This window comes from Streptomyces alanosinicus, assembly GCF_014650595.1.
GTDB classification, from domain to species: Bacteria; Actinomycetota; Actinomycetes; order Streptomycetales; family Streptomycetaceae; genus Streptomyces; species Streptomyces alanosinicus.
Genome location: NZ_BMVG01000064.1, coordinates 1 through 24,317 on the forward strand (window position 1 = coordinate 1; position 24,317 = coordinate 24,317).

The window sequence follows — 24,317 nt, forward strand, 5'->3', positions numbered from 1 at the left end:
CCGCCTGGCCGACGGGGGCGGCCAGGGCGAGGGCGGCCGTGGCGAGCGTGGCCACGGCGGTGAGGGAAACGGTTCTGCGCAACGTACGTCCTCCACATGGTGGGTGTACCGGGAAGGGCTGTGGGGGGTGCGCGGTGCCACCACGGCGCGGGGTGTCGCGCCGTGGTCGGGCAGAACGTACGGATGTCGAGGCCACGACAACAAGATGAAGGTTGAAGCGAGGACGTTCCTTTACCCTTCCTGAGCGGTGCATGTGTCGTTTATGGGCAAGCCATGGCCGAAAATCGGTCCCACCATGGCTTGACCGACACGGGTGTGCGGGGCACGCGGGCCTCTCGGCCGGCCGCGCTCGGATGGGAAGTTGCACTGAAATCGCACGATTGACACTTGTCCGGCAGGCTTGATGCGAGAAGGCTCCCGGCGACCTGATCGAAAGTCCCAGCACCGGTGAAGGGAGGCCAGGTCGTGGAGAGGGCACGAGACGCCCTTGCCGGGATCCGATCGCTCGGGCGGGTCTCGATCGCCACGCGGACGCTGCGCAGGGATCGCTGGTGGAGCTTCCCTTTGGTCACGTTCCCCGTGCCGGCCACATGCGTGGTCTACGCGACGTCTGCGGCGCCGGCGAACCGGGACTACTACGCCGATGCCTACCTGTCGCCGTTCTACTCGCCGTGCCTGTCCACGCACTATGGTGCGGTGCCCGGTTCCCACGGGGCGCCACATCCGGGCCGGCTGTGACGCCCATACCTCTGCCACCGCCGCCGTGTCCCGGTCCACCCCACGGGACCGGGCACCAGCGGTCGTCGGGGGGCCACATCGGCGTCCGCTGCGGAGACGCCCTCTTGGCCGCAGTGACGCTGCTGACGTTCGGGCACGGGACCGCCACCCGCGACGAGCTGACCGCGCTCCTCCGCGGCGCCGGCGTACGGGCGGTCGTCGACGTGCGAACCGCGCCCGGCAGCCGGCACAACCCCGACGTGGGCAGGGAAGTGCTCCGTGCATGGCTGCCCGCCAGGAAGATCGAGTACCGGTGGGAGAAACGCCTGGGGGGCTTCCGTAAGACGGCACCGGACTCGCCCGATGTCTACTGGGAGAACGAATCCTTCCGGGGCTACGCGGGCTACACGCGCCACCCGGACTTCCTTGCCGCCATGGACGACCTGCTGCGGCAAAGCAGCCACTGTCCGCACGGCCGTCATGTGCGCAGAGACCCTATGGTGGCGCTGCCATCGGCGGATCATCGCCGACTTCGCCTGTCTGCGAAGCGGTGCCTGCCGGCGGAGGCGACGGTGCGGCGGCTGCTGGGCCGCATCGACGGCGACGCGTTGGACCGGGCGGTGGGCCGCTGGCCGGCCGACCGGCGCGCTGGGGCCGACGGTCAACTGCACGCAGTGGCAGTCGACGGCAAGACCCTGCACGGAGCGGCCAGGGCCACGGGCCGCAAGATTCATCTGCTCGCCGCCTGCGACCACCTCTCCGGCCTGGTCCTGGCCCAACTCGACGTAGGCGAGAAGACCAACGAGATCACCTGCTTCCAGCTTCTGCTGGAAACCCTCGCCAACTGGCAGGCATGGTCGTGACCAGCGACGCCATGCACACCCAGCGCGAGCACGCCAGCTACCTGCCCGGCCGAGGCGAGCACTACATCGTGACCGTGAAAGGCAACCAGAAGAAGCTCCACAAGCAGCTCAAGTCGCTTCCCTGGAAGCAGATCCCGCTGCAGGGCCGCACCCGCGACACCGGCCACGGCCGCGGCGAGATCCGCCGCATCAAGGTGTGCACGGTGAACAGCCTGCTCTTTCCCCGGCGCCCGCCAGGCCGTCCAGCACAAGCGCCGCCGAGTGGACCGCAAGGCTGGCAAGGTCAGCATCAAGACCGTCTATGCGGTCAGCCCACTGCGGAACAGGCCACTCCCGCCGAGCTCGCCCGGCTGATCCGCAGCCACTGGAAGACCGAAGCCCTGCACCACGTCCGAGACGTGACGTTCACCGAGGACGCCTCCCAGCTGCGAACCGGCTCCGCGCCATGGCGACCTGGCGCAACCTCGCCATCGGCGCCCTTCGCCTCGCCGGGAAGAGCAGCATCGCCGCCGGCCTCCGGCACAACGCCTGCGACGCCAGCCGACCGCTCGCCCTCCTCGGACTCACATGATCACGAAACAGATGTCACGCGACTATGCCGAGGCCTTGGGGCCTCGGCCCTCACCACAGTCTCCACCGACTCGACCGGGGCACTCAGCCGGATCCGAGGAGCGACTTCAGGAAGGACGCATACTGACGCCCGGTATCGAACGGCTCATAACGCGCGGGATTCCCCTCGTCGACAAACCGACTCAGCGGTGAGACGACGGCGTCGTGTCCCGGCCTGTGCTTGTACTGAATCGACAGCCTCTCCCCCCTTACCTGCCTTACACGGTGCGCGCTGGCCACGTACAACCCGTTCGTCCAGCGCTGGAGGTAGTCGCCAAGGAAGACGAAGAGCGCATCCTGGGCGGGAGGAACGCAAATCCAGTCGCCCTCGGGTCCCCTCACTTCCAGGCCCGGCTCGTTCTGGGCCAGGATCGTGAAGATGGAGAGATCCACATGCGGCGACATCGCGTAATCAACAGTGTTACCGATTTTCTCGCCGTGTCCGACACCGTAGTAGTTCAACCCAAGCCTGTGCATCGGTGAATTCATGGACGAATCAAGCCCCGCCGTTCCCAGACCCAGATCGTCGACACATGCCGAGAGCACCCTGTCCCCCAGGTCCACCATGTACCTGAAGAGGCATGCCCCGTTCACGAAAGGGGCACTATAGAAATCGGCAGCTATCCGCATACCGAGTGCGCCCTCGGCGTTTCCGATGCGGTATTGTTCGCACGCTTCGGCACCGGCGTGCGCCGTGCTCTTTTCTCGCCCCAGGCCGCGGTAGCCGAGAAACTGTGACTGCTCGCTGGCATTGTATTTAGACTTCTCTGTGACGGGCAGACGATAGAACTGTCGTGTTTCTTCGTACACTGCAGACAACAAGTCGGCCGCGACCCCGTGATGACGCAGAAAGAAGTACCCGCCGCGCCGGCAGGCGGCGCCTATCTCAGCGGCCGCTCTCGCCTTGTCCTCCGCAGTCCATCCCGCGCCAGGGTTCGGCAAGCACACATCTGGTATCCCGGAACGCTTTCCTTCTGCCACTTGACTTCTCCTTTTGCCTTCTTCTCGCCCTCTGGAACTTCCGGGAGCGAAGGCACGCAGGATTCCAGCCTGGCCGTCGTCCCGGATGAGAGTGAGGCATCAGACGGCCATGCCGGTAGGGCGCATTCCAGCCAGACGGCATCGGCAATGGACCGACGTGATGTGCACGATGGTGGCGCGGCTGCTGGTCATCGGCATGAGCAGCCGTAATGTTTGCTCGCTCGATCGAGGAGGATCATTTGCCCAGGCGTGCCACACGTCTCTTGCAGACCGACGACTACCTGTTCTCCTTCATCGACCGGAGCCGGGAACTGGCGGCGCAGGACGGTACGGCGCCCGTGCCGCTGGGAGTGGGCGACTGTGATCTGCCGACTCCGCCGCACATCGTCGAGGCCATGCGCCAGGCCGTCCGGGATCCTTCGACTCACCGGTATCCGCCGTACGCCGGCACGCAGGCGATGCGCGAAGCGGCCACCGGATATCTCGGGCGCCGCTTCGGGCTCAGCATTGACCCGGAGACCGAAGTCCTGGCCACGCTGGGCAGCAAGGAGGCCATGGCACACCTGACGATGGCCTACGCGGAACCGGGCGACGTGGTGCTGGTCCCGGACCCGGCGTACCCGGTGTACGGGACATGGGCGCGGTGGTGCGGGGCAGAGGTGGTGCGCGTACCGCTGCGCGAGGAGAACGGATTCCTGCCGAACCTGGCCGCAATCCCGGCCGCAGTCGCGCGGCAGGCCAAACTGTTCTGGGTCTGCTACCCCAACAACCCCACCACCGCGCTCGCCACTTCGGACTTCTACGCCGAGCTCGCGCGGTTCGCTGTGCGGCATGACATCGTGGTGGCCTCCGACGCCGCGTACAGCGAGATCTACTACGACTGCGCGCCCCCGCCGTCGTTCCTCCAAGCACCGGGCGCAATGGAGTGCGGCATCGAGTTCCACTCCTTGTCCAAGGCGTACAACATGCCCGGCTGGCGCGTGGGGTTCGCCGCCGGCAACGCCGACGTCGTGGACGCCTTGCGCACTGTGAAAACCCACACCGACTCCGGCACGTTCACCGCGATCCAGCACGCCGCCGTCGCCGCGCTGAATGACACCACCGGCTACCCGGATCACCTACGGGCCGTGTACCGCGGGCGGATGCACCTGCTCTGCGACGGACTGGAGCGGGCCGGGCTCCAGGTACTGCGGCCCCGGGCCACCTTCTACTGCCTGGTCCGCTGCCCCAGCGGCACGGACAGTGCAGGCTTCGCCAAGAAGCTGCTGGAGGAGGCCCGCGTGCTCACCATTCCCGGATGCGGCTTCGGCCCCGGCGGCGAGGGATACGTCCGCCTCACGGTGAGCGCCGGAACCGACCTGATCCGCGAGGCCGTACGGCGCATCACCGCCGTCTCCTGGTAGCGCCTGCATCTGCTCGGCGGAACGAGGGCATCACATGGCACAGCGCCGATCCAGGCCGGCGCCTGGTCTGAAGAGCGAGAGCGCGTCCCTGTCAGGGTCCGCATGCACGGTGTGCGTGGACGCCTCCACTGCGGGTAGGTACAAGGGCCGGTGGCGGTGGGGCCGCTCCGCAGCGGTTCGCCCGCCGGAGAGGCGCCGGAGTACCCCGCCGGCAGCCGCCGATCACACTTGAGGCAAAGAGACCGACCGCGTGAACGGAGCCGGAGAACCGCGATGACCCAGCCGTTACCCGCGCCCGAGGCCGACCGTCCGGCTGTGACCGGCAAAGTCCCCGACGATCTGCTGCGGGTGAGCGACCTGGACCCACCGACCCTGGCGGAGCTGCTGGATCTGGCGGCGGACATGAAGGAGGAGCCGCTGGGGTGGGAGCGCGATCTGCGGGGAGGCGCCATCGGATGCGTCTTCGAGAAGCCGTCCACCCGGACCCGCGTATCCCTGGCGACGGCCGCCCATCGCCTCGGCATGACGGCCATCGTGCTGAACCGCCAGGAACTGCAGCTCGGCCACGGTGAGACCGTTGCCGACACCGCCCGCGTCCTGTCGTCCTATCTCGACGCGATCACGGTGCGCACCTTCGACCACGCCACGGTGGAGCAGATGGCCGACGCCGCGACGGTGCCGGTCGTCAACGCATTGTCCAACACCCACCACCCCTGCCAGTCCCTGGCCGACCTCCTCGCGCTGCGCGAGCACTTCGGCGCCCTCGCGGGGATGACCGCCGCCTTCATCGGGGACGGCACGAGCAATACGTGCAACTCGTTCCTCGCGGCGTGCGCGGCCTCCGGCATGCACCTCACCATCGCCGCCCCGCCCGGCTACGAGACGGACATGGACATCCTCCGTAAGGCCCGTGAACTGATGACGCACACCGGCGGTTCCGTGTCGCTCACCACCGAGCCGATCGAGGCCGTCGGCGCCGCGCAGGCCGTCTACGCCGAGGTATGGGTGCCCATGGACAGACACCACGAACGCGAGGCACGGACCGAACACCTGGCCGCCTACCGGGTCGACGATGCCCTGCTCGCCCATGCTCCCCGCGAGGCGGTGGTCATGCACTGCCTGCCCGCCGTCCGCGGGCAGGAGATCACCTCAGAGGTGCTCGACGGCCCCCGATCCCTCGTGTGGCGCCAGGCGGCAAACCGCCTGCCCACCGCCCAAGCGGCACTTCACACCCTCATCACCACAGCCCGGCGACACACAACCTGATCGTCACGCGGTCACGGCTCAGATGCCGAGCGATCTCCGAGATCGGCCCCCCTGACGACGCAGAGCATGAGCGAGCGTTCCTGCTGACGCCTTATGTCTTCCCCTCGGAAGGACCGAGGCCCGTGGAGCGTGCTGGTGCTGTGCACAGGTGGTGCCGCCTCAGGAAACCCTTGGTTCGTACCCACGTCTGGGTCATTGCGGGACGTCGAGGCCAGGCTCAGAGGGGCGGTGGCGATCTGGAACAGCGGCGGCCGTCTCGATCAGGTAGTCAACGACGTCGGTGTGACTGTCCCGCCGACGGTAGGCCGCCCTTGGGCGGTCAGCGCCGTTTCCTTCGCTGCTCAGGCGCATGTGTGCGGCGTGCAAGAGCGACTGCTCGTCTGAGGTTGCCACGGCCGGCAGAGCGGTGTTCCACAAGCGGCCGAGGTGTACGGCGGCGGGTTCGAGCCGGCCGGTGTCAAGATTGATGCTCTTTCCGCTCAGCCCGTCCGGGGCGGCGCGCCAGCATGCGGCGCGCAGCATCTCCGACTGCGGGCACGGGGCGGCCTGGGAGTTGTGGATGGCTGCCATGGCCGTGATGGCGAGTCCTTTGACCGTCCCGGCGAGCAGCAGGGTGTCGTCCACGGTGGGCGTGGCATCAGCGATCCGGATCTCCAGGGTGGGCACGTGGTGGGAGGGGCGGATGTCCCAGTAGAGGCCACCACGGTCCAGGAGGGTTTCGCTCGTGACCAGGCGATCGAGGAGGTCTTCGAAGTGGGTGGGGGACTCGAAGTAGGGGGGCGGCCCCGCTACCGGCCACCGACCCCACGTCATGGTGCGCCAGCCGGCGTAGCCGGTGTCCTTGCCGTCCCAGTAGGGCGAGTTGGCGGTCATGGCCAGGAGAGCAGGGAGCCAAGGACGCAGGTGGTTGCTCAACTGCAGCGCCGTAGCCACGTCGGGGACGCCGACGTGGATGTGGCAGGCGCACACACTCTGCTCGTGGTCCAAGGCGCCGAACTTGGCCAGGCTTTGGGCGTAGCGGACCCCGGGGGACAAGGGCGGTGGATTGAGCTGTCCCAGGATGGGCGTGCCGCTGGAGATGACGCGCAGCCCCAGTCGGGCTGCGGCACGTGCGACGGCGTTGCGGGTCGCGCGCAGTTGGTTGCCCAGGTCCGTGAGGCAGGTGTGCGGATCGGTTGGGACCTCGACTTGGTAGCGGGTGATCTCGGTGGCGACCCGGTCGCCGAGATCCCCGGCCGCCTGGGCCACCACCTTGTCTGCTTGCGGGCTCAGCTGCCGCGATACCGGGTCCACCAGGAGGTACTCCTCCTCCACCCCCACGGTGACCTCAGCCGCGCCGGTCGCAGGCCGCTGACGATGCGCTGTCTACCGACGGCTGTGCGTCGGCAGGTGTCCGCTTCTCGCTCTGCATGGCAACCAGTCTGTCGCTTGGAGTCATCCTGCTGGAGTACGCCGCAGCGCCAAAGCAACGCACGCGCGGGACAAAGCGCTGGTGTTCGTCAAAGCCGACGGCTCTGCAGGCCGACCGCCTGGAGGCCCATGTTCGTCGCGGGCGAGGAAGCTGACGCATAGCAGGCAGTGCCCGACCTGCTGAAGTCCTACAGCTGGACCGACGCCCTCGATCTCGGCCGGTGTGGGCCGGCGCGTTCAGCACGGTGGGACTGGCCGCCTTCCACGTCCGGACCCGAAGACGAACACACATGACGACTTGCCACCGTCCCAGAGCGACACGGACCTCCAAGCCGGTCTACCGAGCCCATGCCGTGCGAGGGGATTGGCTGGACCGCGCTCTTTTCGGCGAGACGGTACGGCTGGTGATGTGGACCTGCGCGCCTGTTGTGCGACGTCGGTCGGCTGCGGGAGGAATTCACGTGGACAGTCATGCGATGACCATCGACGGTCGGGCTGATACCGACTCCGGCGCGGCCCTGGACGTCGCCAACCCGGCGACAGGTGAGGTTTTCGCACAAGTACCCCAGTGTGACCGGCAACAGTTGGACGAAGCCTGCGCCGCAGCTGAGCGCGCGTACCGTCCCTGGCGGGCTGACGACGCCGGCCGCCGACGGGCGCTGTCCCGAATGGCCGATGTCCTGGAGCGGGCGGCCACTTCACTGGCGCGCATGTTGACCCAGGAGCAGGGCAAGCCCCTGGCTGAGGCCCGGACCGAGATCGCACGCAGCGCCTTGTGGCTGCGCTACTACGCCGACCTCGACATCCCTCGCGAAGTCACCAGCAACGATGCCGGCGACCGCGTCGAGATCGTGCGGCGTCCTCTGGGTGTGGTCGCCGCGATCGCCCCCTGGAACTTCCCACTGCTGCTCGCGGTACGCAAGATCGCGCCCGCGCTGCGGGCCGGGAACACCGTCGTACTCAAACCATCCCCGTACACCCCGCTGACCACCCTGGCCTTCGGCGCCCTGGTACGGGACGACCTTCCACCAGGCGTGCTGAACATCGTCAGCGGTCCCGAGCCCTTGGGCGCCTGGCTGGTGTCCCACCCCGTTCCCCGCAAAGTCAGCTTCACCGGTTCGACGGCCACAGGCATGAAGGTGGCCGCCGCAGCGGCCACCGGCCTCAAGCACATCACCCTCGAACTGGGCGGCAACGATCCCGCGATCGTCCTGCCGGACGCAGACCCCGATCACATCGCCGACTCATTGTTCTGGAGCGCGTTCCGCAACAACGGCCAAGTCTGTGCAGCCGTCAAACGGGTGTACGCGCATGAGCGGATCCAGGGCCGGCTCCTGGACGCGCTCACCGCACGCGCCCGGGCCGTCCGCGTCGGCGACGGGCTGGACGAGACGACCGAGCTCGGACCGCTGAGCAACCCACCGCAGCTCGGGCGCGTACACGAACTCGTCAAGGATGCCCTCGCGCACGGAGCCACGGCCGTCACAGGTGGAAGGCCACTGCACCAGCCGGGCTATTTCTTCGCACCCACCATCCTCTCCGCACCCCCCGGTGCCCTCAGGATCGTCGACGAGGAGCAATTCGGCCCCGCGCTGCCCGTCGTGCCCTATCAGGACCTGGAAGAGGCGATCTTCCTCGCCAACGCAGGCGAGTACGGCCTGACCGCCTCGGTGTGGTCCTCCGACGGAGACCGAGCGGCAAAGGCAGCGTCCGCACTCGAATGCGGTCAGGTGACGGTGAACGCCCACGCCACCAGCATCTGCCCCAGCCTCCCCTTCGGCGGCCACAAACGGAGCGGAATCGGCGTCGAGAACGGGCCATGGGGGCTTCATGAATTCACCGGCCTGCAGGTTCTCCCCTGCCCGGCGGCGTGAGTCCATGGGCATCGACGGGCTCCGGTCCGAGGCCGACAGGGAAGAGAGAACCAGCATCGCGCGGGTCCTCGCCCGGGAAACCACAGGCTGTGTAAGGGACATGGCCGTAGCCGGCCGCCACGCCACCGGGTTGAGTCGACTCTCCGTCCCCTACTGGATGTTCCGCCGGTTCCTGGGCGCTGCAGGCCGTCCGCTGGACGGCGACGAACTCGTACCCATGGAGTTCGCCACGCCACGCCGAACGGCTCGCGTTCTCGTACGGAAGAACCAAAGCGATCTGCTGATCCTCTGGCAGATGTTCGTGCGCCGCTTCTACGAGCTCAGTGCGACCTATGCGCTCGACAAAGAGATCGAGACCCTGGACACCATCGTCGACCTCGGCGGCAACACGGGCCTGGCCGCCTCGTACCTGACCGCCCGGTACCGGCCGCGCACCCTGCTGACCGTCGAACCCGTGCCGGAAAACGCAGCAGTACTACGCCGCAACGCCGCCCTCTCCCCACTCGACTGGATCGTGGAAGAGACGGCGGCAGCAGGAGCAGCCGGCACCCTGGAGTTCACCATCAGCGGCTACTGGGCCGCCTGCACCGGTGTCCCCGAGGTCACCGCGTTCCGCCGCGCCCGCCCCTACCGCCTGGAGAACAGACTGGCCCGCCCCGGCATCCGGGTCCCAGCGGTCTCCGTGGACGACCTACTGGAACGCAACGGCATAGCACACGTCGATCTGCTCAAGGTCGACATCGAAGGCGCGGAAGCCGACATCTTCGGCCGGCCCCAGCCCTGGATGGACCGTGTGGAGCGCGTCGTGCTCGAAGTGCACGACCGATACATCGACGGCCACACGGTCCGCGCCACGCTGCGCACGGCCGGGTTCACCGCAGTGCCCCCACGGAATCCGGCCCTCTTCCGCCTCAACCCGGTCGAGCTGTATATCAGGGACCGTCACTGACCGCCTCCGGCTCGCTGCCAGGCCCGAACCTGTCCGCCGGCGCACGCACCCGTCCGTGGCGCCGTTCCGGCAATGCCCGGCCGCAATCCTCCGCCGACCGGAAACCGACAAGGCATTCAGTCGCTCCCGAGCGCCATCCAGTCCGTCAACCTTTCTCACACACGCTCCCGGTTGCCCTGCTGCGACAAGCCGCCGGCCCGGACCGACCCGGAGCCGTTTACGCAATTGATCAGGGGTGTGGTCACGCCGGCTGGTGACGGCTTTCGTGGGCCGCGCGCTCTCCGCCCACCTTCCAGTCCGGCTGGCACCGGCCCCGCCGGCCGACCGGAACATCGGCGGATCAGCACGAGGACGGTAGGGACCTCGCTCCGCCTGTGCCGCGCGACTCGCCCGCCTGCCGCCCAGGCCCCCATTGAGTGAGTCCGGCCCGAGGAGCGACGCTGTTGGCGAATTCCCACCAAGCGTTCGCAGCTGGCCGAGGACTTCATGCACTTGTGCCGCCGGGGCTTCTATCCGGCCAAAGCGTTATCCAGGCGGCCTATTCCGTTTGCACTGTTATGGGCCACGGAAGGCTCACCTTCGGTGGCAGCCGGCGTCACTGGACGGACAAAGCTTATCCAAGGACGAGCCCTGCGCCTCATTCAGGGGCTCATCACCGCCACCGAAGCACAGGGACATTCCGCCGCACTCGGACCGACACAAGGCGCTCCCCCACCCCATCGACGCCGCAGCGTCCCACCCCACTTCACCATCACCGCTCAGAACGAGAAGGTCGGTTTCCTCGTCCTCCAAGAACAGGACCGTAGCGAACGCCCCCCAGCGAGAAGGAAATCGCCGACGCCAAGAAGCACTCGTGGAGTCGTATCCCCCGCTTCGATTACACGCCCTCCGATCTCCTGCGCTTCATCCTCCGCGGCGGCAGCCCACACCGCGCCACGGAATGGGCCGACACCCCCACCCGGCCCCTCGAAGACCAACTCGCCGAGATCGTGCAAGAAGTCACCCTCCGCGGAGAAGCCGCCGAACGTAAACGCCGTGCAGACCAGGAAGTCACCGAACAACAGCAGCAGCGCTGGGAAGCCGCCATACACGAAGCACGCGCCGCCTATGCACACGCCCACCGCGTCAAACACCTCGAAGACCAGGCAGAAGCCTGGCACCAGGTCACGCTCCTGACCGAATACGTCACAGCCGTACGAGGCCACGCCGCGTCACTGGCGCCCGGTCAGGAGAAGACCGCGGTGGAGGCATGGATCGCGTTCGCAGACGCGCACCTCCAACACCTCACCGAAACCGCCCCAGTCCCGAGATCCCCCCACTCCGCCCAAGCCCAACCCCGACGACCTCAAGCCGCTCCTCCACGGATGGAGCCCGTACGGCCCCCGCTCGCGTTGGCCTGCCGGTCGCCGCCGCGGTTGAGGCGACGGTATGCCGGCGTCCCGAGGAATCCGACGGGACTGACCCGCACAGCAGGGCGAAGGACGCCTCGCTGTCCAGCCGTTCCGGGTTGTCCCCACCGTGATCAGCAACGTGACGGCCGTGTCCGGACCGATCCCCACCACATCAAGCAGCTGCGGCGCATGGGCTGGCCGATCCGGTGAGCCAGCAGACCAGCGTGATCCGAGTGGCCTGCAGCACCGCCGCTTCACCAACCTATGACGAGGGCCAACGCCACAGCGCGTTGGCCCCGACGAAACTCTGTGCGGGGTGCGCCGTGTAGTCAGACTTCGCCGCCCTTGTCCCACCCACATTCGGTGCAACGGACTCCCGCGTACATGTCGTCTCGGGTGTGATCAACGGCGCTCCAGCCTTCCAACTTCGAACTTGGAGCTCCGCACCGGGGACAGCCAACGATGACGCCGAACCCATGGAAGTACCTGTATTCGAGTCCGGACTCCTCAACCGTCCGCTGCATCGTCTTCAGGAGTTCTGCCTGGGAGTCCACACCTACGAGTTCCCGAGCGGCTCGATCGACATCACCGTCAACCAAGGAAACCCACATGATCGGCTCAAGAAGCGGCGGAAGCGGAGTGTCGTCGAGGACGACCGGGATGACGCGGACAGAGTCATCCCGCAGTCGCCGTGTGAGGGCGGCCTCCCACTCTGTGTTCACCCAAGGGGACTTCGAAGAGTTGGTGGACCAGAAGACCATGACAGTGTCTACGAGCCCCAGCGCCTCGTTGACCTTGCCTGGGATCCGGTCCCCAGGTCGGATCTCCCATGAATCGAGCCAGACGTCCACGCCGAGCAGCCGCAAGCGGGCGGCAAGTGGGGCCACTTGGGGCTTGTCACGGTGGTTGTGAGAGATGAAGGCGCGCATGAGCACAGCCTCTCACCGGGGGCTCCACCAGACAGGGAAATCGTCAAACTGACGAGATCACTCAAGTAGTGCCACCCAGTGGTCAGAGGTTGGCCGGGTCGGTCTCAGTCTTCATGTGGTTGGAGTCCGTATCTTCACGTCCGAGACGCCAGTGATCTCGGCCAACTCGCCCGCAGCGCCGTGCGAGCGACCACGCTTCCCACACCGCATTCCTGGAGCTCGTCTTTGGTGGCCCGTCGATCCCACGACGCGCGTGCCCGACGCCCAGGATGTGCCGCCACTGCTGCGCCGAGAAGGAGAACAGGGCGATCGAGGCGGCACAGACGGGGCACCGGGGGCTTGCCTCACGACGCTGTTCGCCGCGTGCCAGGGGTCAGGGCGCTGCCTGACCGGCAGGTGCGATGAAGCTGCATCAGCGCATCAGAATGGCGCCTCCGCGGTACCGCCTGATGGGGTCACGCCTGGCAGTACACCTGCGGGAGCAGCAGGTTGGTCGCCACGAGCTGGTTCAGGATGTCATCGCGAGGCGTAGCACGCGGCTCGCCCTCGACCTTGACCAAGCCGCCGGCGACGCCGGACTGAAAGCGTCCACACTGGTCAAGCGGCTCTTCGGATGACTATCGGGAGGTGACGGTTTCGGGTACGTCGGCGATGTCCGCAGTGGTGGGAACCGTGTTCCTCGGGCCGCGGAGGGCGACGTAGACGAACAGGGCACCCAGGACGGCGACGCCTGCCCACATCGCCTGCTGTCAGCCGTCGACGAAGGACTGCTGCGCGGCGTGGACGAGGTCCTGCGCGCGCGAGCCCGCGCTGCCCGCGGCTTCGACGGCGTTGGCGATGCCCTCGCGGGCGGTGTCCGCGGTCCCCCGAGGGATGCTGTCAAGCCTGTCGTCGATGGCAGTGCGGTATCCGGCGGACAACAGGGCGCCGAGCAGGGCGACGCCGAGCGCCGTGCCGAATTCGCGGGTCACGTCGTTGTCAGCGGAGGCGACGCCCTGCTTCTCCCGCGGCAGGGAGCTGGTGATGGCCTCGCAGGAGGGGGTCATCGACAGGCCCATGGCGATGCCCATGGCGAGCATGCCAGGCAGGATCGACAGATAGCCGCCGTCGACGGACACGAACACGAACACGGCCATGATCGCCAGTCCGATGCCGGCCAGTGCAATGCCGACGGCCATGGCCGAACGGGCGCCGATGCGGGCGGCCAGCTCGGGCCAGGCCGGAGGACGTCATCATCATGACGGCCATGGGCATCATCGCCACGGTGGACAGCAGTCCCGACCAGCCGAGCACGGCCTGGAAGAACGGGAAGAGCACCACGGCGATGCCCGCCTGCACACCGAAGACCACCAGCAGTGTGACAGAGCCGCCGGCCAGACCGCGCTCACGAAACAGGCGCACGTCAAGGAGCGAGGCGTCCTTGCGGTGCAGCTCCCAGGCCACAAAGCCGACGCCCGCCCGCTTGGAATGACACTCTCGACGCTGGGGCTGCAGCGGGCGCCACCGTGCCGGCCACGTGAACCAGTCCTCGGCGGCGTAGGGCCCGCACCATACTCCGCTCCCAGAAGTCGCTCCACGAAGATCCCAGGAGGGCAAGTGGTCATCGGCTCGAACGGCGGCGGCCTGGCCTACATGTGAACCTCCTCCCAGCCGACCTGGTCGCCTTCTACGACTGCATCGGCGACGTCATCTGGACGGACGTCGGCAACGGCTACTTCACATCACCGTGAGACCAGGCACGCAGCTGGACCCACGGTGACCGCACCGCAGTTCATCAAGGCCGGCAGGACGGCCGGACGCTGAGCAGCTCGGTCCGCAGCACGGGCGTGCCGTCGACAGGCGCCGGGTCCTGGGCAGTTGGTTCGATACCGCCAGCAGCGATCCTGTCGAGCGTCTCCAGGCCCGCGGCACCGACCGTGCCGAACACCGTGTAGTTCGGTCGCAGCGCCGAGTCGCCGTAGACGACGAAGAACTGCGAACCGTTCGTGTTCGGCCCGGCGTTGGCCATCGCCAGCAAGCCGCGCCCGTAAAGGCGACGGACGCCGGTCGGATCGCTCGGTACCGGCGGCAGGTCCACCGGAAGCTCGTCCTTGTACTGGTACCCCGGCCCACCCTCACCAGTGCCGGTCGGGTCGCCACACTGCAGGACCTTCAGCGTCGGATACGCCGTCAGCCGATGGCACACCGTACGGTCGTAGAACCGGTGCCGCGCCAGGTGCACGAAGCTCTGGACCGTGCACGGTGCCTTCGCCCGGTCCAGACGCAGCGGGAGCGGGCCCTGGCTGGTCGGGACAGCCATATCGACCGTGCCGTGACTGGGGGTGCGTCGCGGATCGGCCGGCAGGGGAACCGGCCGCGCCGCCGGCTCGTCCGGGGTCTGGGTGTACTGGCAAGGGCCGTGCGTGGTTCGCGGCGGGGCATCGGAAGCGGAGGCGGTGGTGCTGCCCCCGGACACGACCAACGCCGCTGCCGCCAATGCGGTCATGAGAGCCCGGTTCATCCTGCACACCCTCCAGAAGATCGCCAGATTTCGGAGCGGTCGCAGTCTAGAGCGCGGCCCGGCGGGCGAGAACCCGCCCGCAAGCCACATCCGCCTCCCAGGCTTCGGCCCGCGGCCGCAGGCCACTTCGTTCGGATGCGGCACAGCGCCGGCCGGCCGATCAGGGCGTCCACCCGGTGCACGACGAATGCTCCCCGAACCCGGTCGAGTGGCCTCTCCAGTCCACGCAGAGGCCCCTACCGAACGCTGCCGTGCGCATGAGGTGATCTCACCGGGGTGCCGCTGTCGAGAAGGACGGTGCCGCTGTCGTCATCTCGGGTCACTCCGGGGGAAGGCGCCGCCGGTCGGCCATCGTTCCGGCAGACCGAGAGCGGTGTGGACGGAGCGAATCGCGGGCTGGCGCTCGACCTGGATCCCCGTCAGTTGCGCGGTTGCCCAGGTAGGGAAGATGGGGGCAGGAAGCGAGGCGGGATCCGGGCTTTGCCAGAGAACGGGAGTGTTTTCCGTCCAGGTCCAGGGTGCTGGGTTGTTCACGACGAGCACACCGCTGACACGGCTGCAACCGCGTTGACCACCACCTCGCTGGCGACGACGCGGTGCCCCAACCAGCACTGCTGGTTGGGCTTGCAACTCACCCTCCCGCTGAGCGGAGCAGGATATCCGTCAATGGCCGGTTACCGAAACCGGTGACTCCTTGGACTATTGGCAGTCCACCGCTGACTACGGCGTCGTAATGCGGCCCCGGCATGACGACTCGAAGCGGCCCCGTTTCGTGAAGATCCATGACGGCTCGAAGCAGTCCCCGTGCGGACATGAGCAGGTCTCTGCCGGAGTCTGAGAAAGGCTGTCGATACTCACGTGGGGGCCGATTCCAGCCGTCCGGGTGGGGCCGCCGAACGACGTCGCAGTCAATGACGTGTACGCAGGTGAGGGTCGGTTGGGCCTGGGCTGAGGGCCTTGTCCCACCGAGAGTCGGCGGGGATCATGATCGCGTGCACCGCCAAGAGAAACTCCACGAACTACTCGCACGCGCCGGACTCACGGTCGTCGAGGACGTGCGCCCGGGCAGCCTGTTCCCGCCGGAGGCCGGCTGGCGGATCGCGCGGGGGATCGGGGCGCCGGACGGCGTGGCCCTCGAAGCGCTCGATGCCGCGTGGTGGCGCCGTCTTTGCGATGTCGACGGCGAGTTCCTGGTTGCCGTCCTCAGGCACCGGATAGGCGGCAACGACTCCTGGTGGACCCGGGTCCGGCACGCCGGGAGCGGCGTGCCGGAGTTGACCGGCGACCCCGGGTTCGTGGCCCTCTCCCTCGACGGGCAGGTGCTGCTGGCGGAGGTGCCCGGCGCGGGCGGGCCTGGGGTGACGGCCCTCGACCGACTGCCGGAGCGGCTGGAGGAGGCCGCTGCTGCCGCCGGGCGCGAGACGGAGGCCGAGCGCGCCGAGGTGTGGGCGGCGGTGCCCGGCCGACGTGCGTGGCCTCTGCACTGGGCGGAGGGGATCGGGTCCAATCCGGCCGCGACGGACGAACTGCTGATCCGGCTGCTGGATGTGGAGGAGGGCTTCCTGCACGAATGCGACCGGCCCGCCGTCCTCGACGCCGCCGTGGCGCACCCCGATCCGCGGGTGCGGTCAAGGCCCGCCGACACCTTCCGGCCCAAGCTCACATCCGATCAGTGGGTACACGTGGTCCGCGCCGAGCCGTCGCCCGATCGACGCGTGCTCTGGGCGGAGCGCGCCTGCATCTGGGGCGCCGAACTCCCCGAGGACCTGTACGACGACCTCCTCGCCGGCCCGTCCCGCGCGCGAGCCGCCGAACTCCCGGGGCTCCCCGCACAGCGCCTGCCTGGCCTCGCGGCCGACGTCGATCCCCGGGTGCGGGCGGCGGCCTGTGCCCGGTGGAAGGACCTCGCTGCGCCGGTACGGGAGCGGCTGCTGGCCGACACCGACTACGCGGTGCGAACGGCTGCGCTGCTCGCCCACCACACCGACGTACCCATGCCTCGCGAGGTCTTCGCCGCCCTGCCCGACCCGCGGCCGGCGCTCAAACGATGCCGCCTCGCACCCGAACTGGAGGCGGAGCTGGTCCGGGACGGGGACCCGGAGGTACGTCGGGCGCTGGCTGCCAACCCGGGCCTGGGTGCGCACGGCGTCGCCATGCTGGCGGAGGACCCCGAGGACGACATCCGCTCCGCGGTGGCGCTGCGCCCCGACCTCACGGAGGAGCAACGTGCGGCGGTGCGCCACGACTTCGACCCGACGTTGATCTCGCACACCCTGCCCTGGGTCGAAGACCTGCACGGCGACGCCGACGCGATGCGCCGTCTCGCCGCGTCGTCCCACCCACCGGTCCGCCGCAGTGTGGCCCGAGCCCGGCACCTCCCGCCGGATGTCGTGGCGCGCCTGGCGCGGGACGGGGACCGGGTGGTCCGCCTGTTCCTCGCAGAATCGTGCGAGGACACGCCGGCCGACCTGCTGTTGGAGGTCTGGCGCTGGTGGGACGGCAGCTTCAGCCACCCCGACCGGCCCCGCAGCCACCCCAACTTCCCCCGTGCGGACCTGCTGCGCTACACCGCCGACCCCAGCGGGCGAATGCGCCGCCTGGCGCTGGACGATCCGGAGTCGACACCGGCCGACGTCGCACGCCTGGCCCGGGATCCCGAAGCCGAGGTGCGCCGCCGCGCGGCTGAGGACCCCCGGCTGTCACCGGCCGACGCGGTGCGGCTGCTGAACGACCCGGAGGCTCACGTCCGCGACACCGCCGTGCGCAATCCGCGGCTGCCGGCCCGCGTCCTGGCCGGGCTGTTGCACGACCGCGACACGGCATGCGCAGCGGTCACCAACCCGGCGATCCCGGTCTCCGTCCTGCACCGCATCCTTACCGCGGCTGCGGCAGCCCTGCGCTGAACACCGACACCCCGCACGGCGGCCGTGGCAGTCCGACACTGAACTCTGACACGCCTGGCCGGCCACCCCTACTCCAACTCCGCGAGTACCCGACGTCCCCGATCGTACGTGCGCCGCCAGCGCACCTGCGGGGTTGACTGCGACGTCGTTCGGCGGCCCCACCCGGACGGCTGGAATCGGCCCCCACGTGAGTATCGACAGCCTTTCTCAGACTCCGGCAGAGACCTGCTCATGTCCGCAAGGGGACTGCTTCGAGCCGTCATGGATCTTCACGAAACGGGGCCGCTTCGAGTCGTCATGCCGGGGCCGCATTACGACGTCGTAGCCAGTCCACCGCGTCTCCCCGCTTCCCCGCTGCCCGGGAAGCAATCAAACCGGAAAGGCACAGTTGACAGGAATGCCCAGCCAGAGCAGTGAAACGCATCACGACCCGTTCAGCCCCGAGCGCATCCGCGCCACCTGGAGTGGGACCGCGAGCGTCGAGGACGCCGCCCAGGCGTTCGGCTTGTCGAGATCGAAGAGCTACGACCTTGTTCGCCGCGGGGAATTCCCATGCCGCGTGCTGCCGATAAGCCGCACCACCCGCGTCGTCACCGCCTCGCGCCTCCCCCTACTCGATAGCGGCCAGCCGCAGTACAACGGCGCCCCAGTACAAGCCCCAATCCGTCTCGACCAACTCCCCTATGAGCGGGGGTCTGGCTGTAGCTGTTTGACCAGGTGGAATACCGGCGGAAGCCGGTTGCGGCGGAGGCGGGGCCAGCCTTGACGGCTGCCTTGGCGCGCAGTCCGAGGGCACCGCGGGCGGGGGCGGCGGCCAGGCGGGCTGCGACGTAGGCGGCAGCGTCCGGGGCGGGCAGCTCACGGGGGACCACGCGGCGGCCGGTGGGAGCCGGTCCGATGAGACGGTCCACGCGGAACAGACGCCACTGGGCGGGACACCATCGTAGGCCGACACCGGCTATCGGACGAAAGCCATCGACCACGGCGCCCGCCTGGGAATCGACGTCGAAGTCGTCCAACGCGACCCCGGCGTCAAGGGGTTCAAGGTGATCCCCCGACGCTGGGTGGTCGAGCGGACCTTCGGCTGGCCGATGCACCACCGCCGTCTCGCACGCGACTACGAGACCCACGCCCACCGCTCCGAAGCCATAATCCACGTCGCGATGATCGACCTCATAAGCCGACGACTCACCAACGAATCCACCCCGAACTGGCGCGACACCTGAGCCTCGAACCAAACAACCTTGCCAGGACAAAACGCTCCTTAAGGAGGCGTTGAGTCCCTTCTCTCTCGGTTCGTGATCGCTCGTTCGTGGTACTGATCGTCTTGCAGGCCGACTCTTCAGCATATGCATGCCGAGATGCGGTGCATGCAACGAGAGGCATACCTCGGCGACCTACCGGACGGGGTGAGGTGATCCGCGCTGTACAAAACGCCCAGGTGGAAGGCGCTAGTGGTGCGATCACTGCCCGGTGGCGGTTTCCGGCTGTGCCAGGTGGTAGCCGAGGGGTGTTGCGACGTGCGCGACGGCCTGCCCTCTCCGCAGGGTCTGAATCAGGCCGGCACGCCGCAGCACCGCGGCGTCCGGCTGGCTGCGGGGTCTGACACGCCCAGCAGTGAGGCCAGTTGTCGGCCGGTGACACCTCCGGACATGACGATGCTCGCAAGTGCTTCCGCTCTGCCGGTGCCGAGCAGGGATTGAAGCGTGCTTTGTGTCCCGGTTCGGTTCGTGGGGCAGTTCCGGCGGGTATCCGGATGGTCAGGAGATCTCTGGCGGGCTCGGCCAAAGTGACCTGTTGGCTGAGAGCCACTGCCTGGATCTTGCCTGGATCTGAAGGGATCCCTGGCCGAGTTCAAGGTCCGCATCGAAGCCCGTCGGTAGTTCCAGGACTCCGCGGCGGAGCCTGATCCCGGGTCCGAGTTGCTGGAGCATCGCCGATGCTCCGTTGCCGACGTAGACGTGGGACAGGGCCACGGCCCGGGTTGCTCCTGCGGATCGGATCCTTGAGTGATGCGGCTCGATGACGGTGGTGCGCAGATGGTCGATGGCATGGGCCAGGACCCTGTCGGCTCGCTCGTCGCCCTCGGCGAGGGCTTTGGTGAAGGGCGTGGGGCTGCGGCGGGCGAACAAGTGGGAGAGGTACAGGCAGCTGACACCGTCGGCAAGATCTGGAGAGGTGCTGCGCGAGTAGAGCTGCACCAGGGGGTCCTGGGGTTGCCCGGCGCGGGCGTGCGCACGGCCGGCCGCCGTCAGCTCGGCATCGAAGTCCGGAAGGGTGCAGACACTGACCCTGCCTAAGCCCTGGGACCCGAGATGAATCCGTATCAAGGTTTCCCCCTGTGCACTTGACGTCCCCATCAGGGCTTTTGCGCGTACATGGCGAAAGCTACCTGAGGGTGCGCGCAACCGAAACGATGCGTACACGCCACGGGGCGGCGCTGCAGGGGTGCGAACTGGTCACGGTGCGCCGCCCAACCATCGCCCGTCGTAGCACGCGGAGTCCACCACGCGGCCGAACAAACCTAGTGGAACGGCAACTCCGCGGGCTGCCACCGGCACCCGAGAAAAGGGGACAGTCCCATGAACACGACAGTCGGGAGATCCACTCGCCAGCGAGCCCGGCAAGTTGCGGCCACGCTCACCGTTGTCGGCACTCTCTTTGCCGCCGGCGCCACGATGGCACAGAGCGCGTCCGCCAACACGGGTGGCGGTGGCTGCTGGGACAAAGGCTATGTTTCTGAGACCTACGGCATAACCGAGCTGCCCTGCTCCCATGGAGACGGGAGCCGCGGAGTGCGAGGGGAGACCAATTACAGGAACCCAAACAACATCAGCATCTTCCCCTGTGCCCAACTGCTCAAGGCCAACCCCGACCATTCCACCATCCAAGTCGGCAACTTCGGCTGCCTGGGCCAGTGGGTGAAGTCGACTGAGCGCGACGGGTCGATCCAGTTCAATACGAGCACCATCGGTGTCTCGAACGGCACCTACGTCGTACAGGCCGGCTACTGGGAGTACGACGAGAAGGGCAACCTGGTGTACATCCTGGGAGCTCAGGGCACCCCGGTCCAGGTCTTCGGATAGTCGCTCCTCGGCCGCCCCTTCGCCGGCCGAGCCGAAAGGGCGAGGCGAAAGGGCGAGGCGAAGCGGGCCTGAAATTCGGCTGTAGCCGCGGCGGGTGGCCCCACGACGGCGCCGCCCGTTGTGGGCACTCGAGGCGTTCGCAGACCCGGTAGCCCATCCCGATGCACGTGGATGCGTCCGGGGGCGGCGAACTCCTCGTAGACGTTCCGCAGCGGGCAGGTGCCGCTGGAGTGGGAAAAGTGGAAGCCGGTTGTCGACGACGGCAGGCATCTGCCCGGCGAGGGCCTTTATCTGTCACACACGAATCACGACGCACCGCGACCACAAGGCCCCCACCTGTGCAAACGGCATCGCCCTGGACCACGTGGACACCAGCAGACGCTTCCGCCTACCTGTGCCATGTGGTATCCAGCGAGGGACCCAAGATCAGGACAGGAGCGTCTTCTGGCCCGTCAAAGCGTCTGTGGTCGCGGCCCGTCGGCCCTCGGACACCGGCGGGCCGACCTTGGCCCAGCAGTCGCTGTGCGCGGCGACCTCCTTCCAGGCCGCCTCGCCCGAAGACCGCGACGAGCACGTCGGACAGGGTGCCGTAGCCGACCCCGCGATCGGGGTGCCCCCGCCCCCGATGGCCGACTGGACCAGAATGGCCGTGATACCGCCCGTGTTGATCACGAGACCCCATCCGGCCGGTGGACGCTCCGATTGCCGGCCGACGGCCGGTGTTCGTGCTGGTCAGGGCTGTCGCCGATGTCCTCCTGACCGTGCTGTGCCACCGAGGGTGTGCAGTCAGCCTTGGTCGCGCAGGCCCCAGGGGGAACCGTACTCGGTGAGCAGGTCGAGGAACGGGCGTGGCGGCAGGGCTTCCGGCCCGAGGACGCCCTCGCCCGTCCAGGCGCCAGTGGCCAGCAGTTCCAGTGCGACGACCGGATTGACCGCCGTCTGCCACACGACGGCCTGCGAGCCGTATTCGCGCATCGACCACTCGTTGTCGACCACGTGGTACAGGTACACCTCACGCGGCGCGCCGTCCTTCGTGCCCTTGACCCAGGTGCCGGCGCAGGTCTTGCCCGTCATCCGGTCTCCCAGGCCCGCCGGATCGGGCAGGCAGGCCGCGACGACGTCGCGTGGTGAGACGCCGACAGGCCCGTCCTGGCCGGGCACCGTCACCTTGGCTGTGGAGTCCAGGCCCAGTTCGTGGAGGGTCTTCAGCTTGGCGATGAAGTCATTGCCGAGCCCATACTTGAACGTGACGCGGCGGGCGTCCACCCAGCGAGGGATCAGCAGCGCCTCTTCGTGTTCGACGTTGACGCACTCCACCGGCCCGATGCCCTCTGGGAAGTCGAAGACCTCGGGTTCGCTGAACGGAGCGGTGGTGTACCAGCCGCGGTCCTTCTCGTAGACGACCGGCGGATTGAGGCACTCCTCGATGGTCGTCCAGATACTGAAGGACGGAGCGAAGTCGTAGCCCTCGACAGTGAGGTTGGCGCCGTCCCGGATGCCGATCTCCTCGATGTCGTCGAAGAGTTCGTCGGCCGCATAGCGGGCGAAGACGTCGGACAGGCCGGGTTCGACACCCATGCCGACCAATGCCAGCCGTCCGGCCTCCTCCCAGCGCTGGGCCTGTTGGAGCTGTTCGTCACCGAGTTTCACGCCGCACTCCTCGTAGGGCCGCGTGGCATGTGGTGCCGACAAGGACATCGCCATGTCCAGGTAGTGCGCGCCGGCCTCCAGGGCCGCTTGGAAGAGAGGCATCACGAACCTGGGGTCGGTGGCATTGAGCAGTACGTCACAGCACTGCTCGGTGAGGATCCGGCGGACCGCCTCCTGGTCGGACGCGTCCACTCGCTGCGCGGTGAACCGGCTGCTCTCCTCTCCCAGCGCGGCGACGGCGGCTTGGGCGCGGGCGAGGTCGTAGTCGGTCACCACCATGTGCGTGAGGAAGTCCCTACGGGCCGCGATCCGGGTGACGGCGGTTCCGACGCCGCCCGCGCCCACAAGCAGTACGCGCATGTCACACACCTTTCCTCCAGGAGGCGGGCGCCTCCGATGGGGACCGATGCAACGGGATGGCACAAGGTAAGGTCAACCCTGTTGGCATAAGAGCCCGGAGTGCTGGGACCGGCAAGGCCGGAGTCAGGAGAGGCAGCCCACATGGCGAAGCAAGTGGTGCCGGAGACAGCACGTCAGCGGCGGCGGCCCACGCGCAACGGCACCGTACTGTCCGAACAGATCATCGTGGAGACCGCTCTGCGCATGCTGAGGGAACACGGCAGCACCGGGCTGACGGCCCGCCGCCTCGGCGCCGCGCTGGGCGCCGATCCCAGCACCCTCTACCGCTATTTCGCCGGGATGGACGATCTGACCCGGGCCATCGGGGACGAGCTGATGGGCCGGGCGCTCGACAACTGGACAGCCACCGGGGACTGGCGCACGGATCTACGGGCTCTGGGCCGAGCCATCTACGGCGCCTATCTCGCCCACCCCCAAGCTGCCCTCCTCACGGCCAGCCGGGTCACCGGCCGCCCCCGCGAGATCGCGGTCGACGAGACGGTCCTCGGCATCCTGCGCGGCGCCGGGCTGCCCGATCCGGCCACGGTCCACGTCTACCACGCGTTCATCGACCAGAGCCTGGCCTTCGCCGCACTGGACGCGGGCTCTCTCGCATTGGCCGATGAAGCCCGCGCAGGTGATGAGGACATGTGGAAGTCCACGTACGCACAGCTGCCGGCCGCAACACATCCCCACATCGCTGCCACAGCGCACCTGCTCGCCCGACGCATGCCCCACAGCGCTTATCCGGCCGCCCTGGAAATGCTGCTGGAACACACGGCGGCGCAGCTCACTCGGGCGGGTGTGTGAGCCCTGCGGGCCGCCGACGCCGCCGACCTCACGCCAACGCCAATGACCTTTCGGAGGGGCGCCGCGTTTCCTCATGGAAATGGCGGGAAGCCGGGAGCCACACAACACGTGCCGCCTGCCGACCAGACCTCCCCGGAGCCATGGGACGGGCACCGGGCGATCCGCCGTGCACGGGGATGCGGCCGCATGCGCCGTCCGCACCGGGACGCCCAGCAGACGCCCCGAGGGAAGGAACACATGGTTGATCACGGAACCCAAGAGGCCCCGGGCCCGCAGCTCCGACCGGGCTTGGAGCGAGGACCGCATAGGGCGGGGAATCGGACGAAGACGGGAAGCAGCGACGCCGCAACGAAGCCTCCAATGCAAGCCCCAACCCGTCTTGGCCAACTGCACGACGACGCCCCGCCAGAGCCAGCCGGCGTGGCGTCGTCGTATCAGGTCCCTGTCCCTGAGGACCCCGCCGGAGCAAGCCGACGGGGTCCTCACGTGTCACAGCCCCTATGAGCGGGGTCCTGACCGTAGCTGTCTGACCAGGTGGAAGACCTTCCGGGCCGCATATCTCTTGAGGCATCGGACG

At 68.1% G+C, this 24,317-nt stretch carries 17 protein-coding genes and 6 pseudogenes; 13 read left to right on the forward strand and 10 right to left on the reverse strand.

The window, feature by feature from the left end; all coding sequences use genetic code 11:
- The first annotated feature begins 465 nt into the window (after positions 1-465).
- The 4 genes and pseudogenes from sdhC to IE277_RS49095 all read left to right on the forward strand — a co-directional run bounded on the left by sdhC (position 466) and on the right by IE277_RS49095 (position 2,151).
- Positions 466-738 carry a succinate dehydrogenase subunit SdhC gene (gene sdhC / locus IE277_RS48480; RefSeq protein WP_229882496.1) on the forward strand — a complete coding sequence of 91 codons (273 nt, stop codon included), beginning with the start codon at positions 466-468 and terminating at the stop codon, positions 736-738.
- A gap of 104 nt (positions 739-842) precedes the next feature.
- Positions 843-1,269, forward strand: a pseudogene (locus tag IE277_RS48485) (DUF488 domain-containing protein); the annotation flags it as partial.
- A 322-nt stretch (positions 1,270-1,591) separates the two neighbouring features.
- A pseudogene (locus IE277_RS49990) lies at positions 1,592-1,954 on the forward strand (ISAs1 family transposase); the annotation flags it as partial.
- 71 nt (positions 1,955-2,025) lie between these two features.
- The gene (locus tag IE277_RS49095) at positions 2,026-2,151 is read left to right on the forward strand and encodes a hypothetical protein (protein ID WP_268252736.1); all 126 of its coding nucleotides are present in this window, start codon (positions 2,026-2,028) and stop codon (positions 2,149-2,151) included.
- An 83-nt stretch (positions 2,152-2,234) separates the two neighbouring features.
- Here the strand turns inward: IE277_RS49095 and IE277_RS44085 are convergent, their stop codons facing one another.
- Entirely contained in the window at positions 2,235-3,170 is a 936-nt protein-coding gene (locus IE277_RS44085; RefSeq protein WP_229882497.1) for a 2OG-Fe(II) oxygenase family protein, read from the reverse strand.
- A gap of 239 nt (positions 3,171-3,409) precedes the next feature.
- Here IE277_RS44085 and IE277_RS44090 point away from each other — a divergent pair, with 239 nt between their 5' ends.
- Complete coding sequence (locus IE277_RS44090) at positions 3,410-4,573, forward strand: aminotransferase class I/II-fold pyridoxal phosphate-dependent enzyme (protein WP_189959417.1); 1,164 nt, start codon at positions 3,410-3,412, stop codon at positions 4,571-4,573.
- Between the two features lie 273 nt (positions 4,574-4,846).
- A complete protein-coding gene (gene argF, locus IE277_RS44095) occupies positions 4,847-5,839 on the forward strand; it encodes an ornithine carbamoyltransferase (RefSeq protein WP_189959418.1) in 993 nt (330 codons plus the stop codon).
- Between the two features lie 192 nt (positions 5,840-6,031).
- Here the strand turns inward: argF and IE277_RS44100 are convergent, their stop codons facing one another.
- Positions 6,032-7,159 carry a carboxylate-amine ligase gene (locus IE277_RS44100; protein ID WP_189959419.1) on the reverse strand — a complete coding sequence of 376 codons (1,128 nt, stop codon included), beginning with the start codon at positions 7,157-7,159 and terminating at the stop codon, positions 6,032-6,034.
- A 566-nt stretch (positions 7,160-7,725) separates the two neighbouring features.
- Here IE277_RS44100 and IE277_RS44105 point away from each other — a divergent pair.
- Positions 7,726-9,123: an aldehyde dehydrogenase family protein gene (locus tag IE277_RS44105; protein ID WP_189959441.1), complete on the forward strand. Its 1,398-nt coding sequence runs from the start codon at positions 7,726-7,728 to the stop codon at positions 9,121-9,123.
- A gap of 130 nt (positions 9,124-9,253) precedes the next feature.
- Complete coding sequence (locus tag IE277_RS44110; RefSeq protein WP_189959420.1) at positions 9,254-10,072, forward strand: FkbM family methyltransferase; 819 nt, start codon at positions 9,254-9,256, stop codon at positions 10,070-10,072.
- 758 nt (positions 10,073-10,830) lie between these two features.
- Here the strand turns inward: IE277_RS44110 and IE277_RS44115 are convergent.
- The 3 genes and pseudogenes from IE277_RS44115 to IE277_RS44120 form a co-directional block, all read right to left on the reverse strand.
- Positions 10,831-11,277, reverse strand: a complete 447-nt coding sequence (locus IE277_RS44115) for a hypothetical protein (RefSeq protein WP_189959421.1) — start codon at positions 11,275-11,277, stop codon at positions 10,831-10,833.
- Positions 11,278-11,456: 179 nt separating this feature from the next.
- Positions 11,457-11,655 (reverse strand): annotated as a pseudogene (locus tag IE277_RS50235) (transposase); the annotation flags it as partial.
- Positions 11,656-11,792: 137 nt separating this feature from the next.
- Positions 11,793-12,392 (reverse strand): toll/interleukin-1 receptor domain-containing protein, encoded by a 600-nt coding sequence (locus IE277_RS44120; protein WP_189959422.1) that lies wholly within the window; start codon positions 12,390-12,392, stop codon positions 11,793-11,795.
- Between the two features lie 401 nt (positions 12,393-12,793).
- Here IE277_RS44120 and IE277_RS44125 point away from each other — a divergent pair, with 401 nt between their 5' ends.
- Entirely contained in the window at positions 12,794-13,009 is a 216-nt protein-coding gene (locus tag IE277_RS44125) for a hypothetical protein (protein ID WP_189959423.1), read from the forward strand.
- Here the strand turns inward: IE277_RS44125 and IE277_RS44130 are convergent.
- Both IE277_RS44130 and IE277_RS44140 read right to left on the reverse strand, forming a co-directional pair.
- A pseudogene (locus IE277_RS44130) lies at positions 13,010-13,850 on the reverse strand (MFS transporter); the annotation flags it as partial. It lies immediately after the preceding gene.
- Between the two features lie 316 nt (positions 13,851-14,166).
- Positions 14,167-14,877: a peptidylprolyl isomerase gene (locus tag IE277_RS44140; RefSeq protein ID WP_229882500.1), complete on the reverse strand. Its 711-nt coding sequence runs from the start codon at positions 14,875-14,877 to the stop codon at positions 14,167-14,169.
- A gap of 1,007 nt (positions 14,878-15,884) precedes the next feature.
- On the opposite strand from IE277_RS44140, the gene IE277_RS44145 reads away from it, so the two are divergent.
- Both IE277_RS44145 and IE277_RS44150 read left to right on the forward strand, forming a co-directional pair.
- Positions 15,885-17,795, forward strand: a complete 1,911-nt coding sequence (locus IE277_RS44145; RefSeq protein WP_189959427.1) for a hypothetical protein — start codon at positions 15,885-15,887, stop codon at positions 17,793-17,795.
- Positions 17,796-18,745: 950 nt separating this feature from the next.
- Positions 18,746-19,021 (forward strand): annotated as a pseudogene (locus tag IE277_RS44150) (transposase); the annotation flags it as partial.
- 534 nt (positions 19,022-19,555) lie between these two features.
- Here IE277_RS44150 and IE277_RS48500 read toward each other — a convergent pair.
- Positions 19,556-19,996: a hypothetical protein gene (locus tag IE277_RS48500; RefSeq protein WP_229882499.1), complete on the reverse strand. Its 441-nt coding sequence runs from the start codon at positions 19,994-19,996 to the stop codon at positions 19,556-19,558.
- Between the two features lie 381 nt (positions 19,997-20,377).
- Here IE277_RS48500 and IE277_RS44160 point away from each other — a divergent pair, with 381 nt between their 5' ends.
- A complete protein-coding gene (locus IE277_RS44160; protein WP_189959429.1) occupies positions 20,378-20,881 on the forward strand; it encodes a hypothetical protein in 504 nt (167 codons plus the stop codon).
- Positions 20,882-20,930: 49 nt separating this feature from the next.
- Here the strand turns inward: IE277_RS44160 and IE277_RS44165 are convergent.
- Positions 20,931-21,138, reverse strand: a pseudogene (locus IE277_RS44165) (short-chain fatty acyl-CoA regulator family protein); the annotation flags it as partial.
- A 529-nt stretch (positions 21,139-21,667) separates the two neighbouring features.
- Positions 21,668-22,891 (reverse strand): saccharopine dehydrogenase family protein, encoded by a 1,224-nt coding sequence (locus IE277_RS44170; protein ID WP_189959431.1) that lies wholly within the window; start codon positions 22,889-22,891, stop codon positions 21,668-21,670.
- Between the two features lie 141 nt (positions 22,892-23,032).
- Between IE277_RS44170 and IE277_RS44175 the strand changes: the two genes are divergently transcribed.
- Positions 23,033-23,740 carry a TetR/AcrR family transcriptional regulator gene (locus IE277_RS44175; protein WP_189959433.1) on the forward strand — a complete coding sequence of 236 codons (708 nt, stop codon included), beginning with the start codon at positions 23,033-23,035 and terminating at the stop codon, positions 23,738-23,740.
- Positions 23,741-24,317: the final 577 nt, after the last annotated feature.

Coding starts and splice junctions, on each gene's coding strand:
- IE277_RS44120 (WP_189959422.1), bottom strand. CDS start 12,392: ATGCGCGCCTTCATCTCTCACAACCACCGTGACAAGCCCCAAGTGGCC.
- IE277_RS44105 (WP_189959441.1), top strand. CDS start 7,726: ATGACCATCGACGGTCGGGCTGATACCGACTCCGGCGCGGCCCTGGAC.
- IE277_RS44160 (WP_189959429.1), top strand. CDS start 20,378: ATGAACACGACAGTCGGGAGATCCACTCGCCAGCGAGCCCGGCAAGTT.
- IE277_RS44125 (WP_189959423.1), top strand. CDS start 12,794: ATGAAGCTGCATCAGCGCATCAGAATGGCGCCTCCGCGGTACCGCCTG.
- IE277_RS49095 (WP_268252736.1), top strand. CDS start 2,026: ATGGCGACCTGGCGCAACCTCGCCATCGGCGCCCTTCGCCTCGCCGGG.
- IE277_RS44170 (WP_189959431.1), bottom strand. CDS start 22,891: ATGCGCGTACTGCTTGTGGGCGCGGGCGGCGTCGGAACCGCCGTCACC.
- IE277_RS44140 (WP_229882500.1), bottom strand. CDS start 14,877: ATGACCGCATTGGCGGCAGCGGCGTTGGTCGTGTCCGGGGGCAGCACC.
- argF (WP_189959418.1), top strand. CDS start 4,847: ATGACCCAGCCGTTACCCGCGCCCGAGGCCGACCGTCCGGCTGTGACC.
- IE277_RS44175 (WP_189959433.1), top strand. CDS start 23,033: ATGGCGAAGCAAGTGGTGCCGGAGACAGCACGTCAGCGGCGGCGGCCC.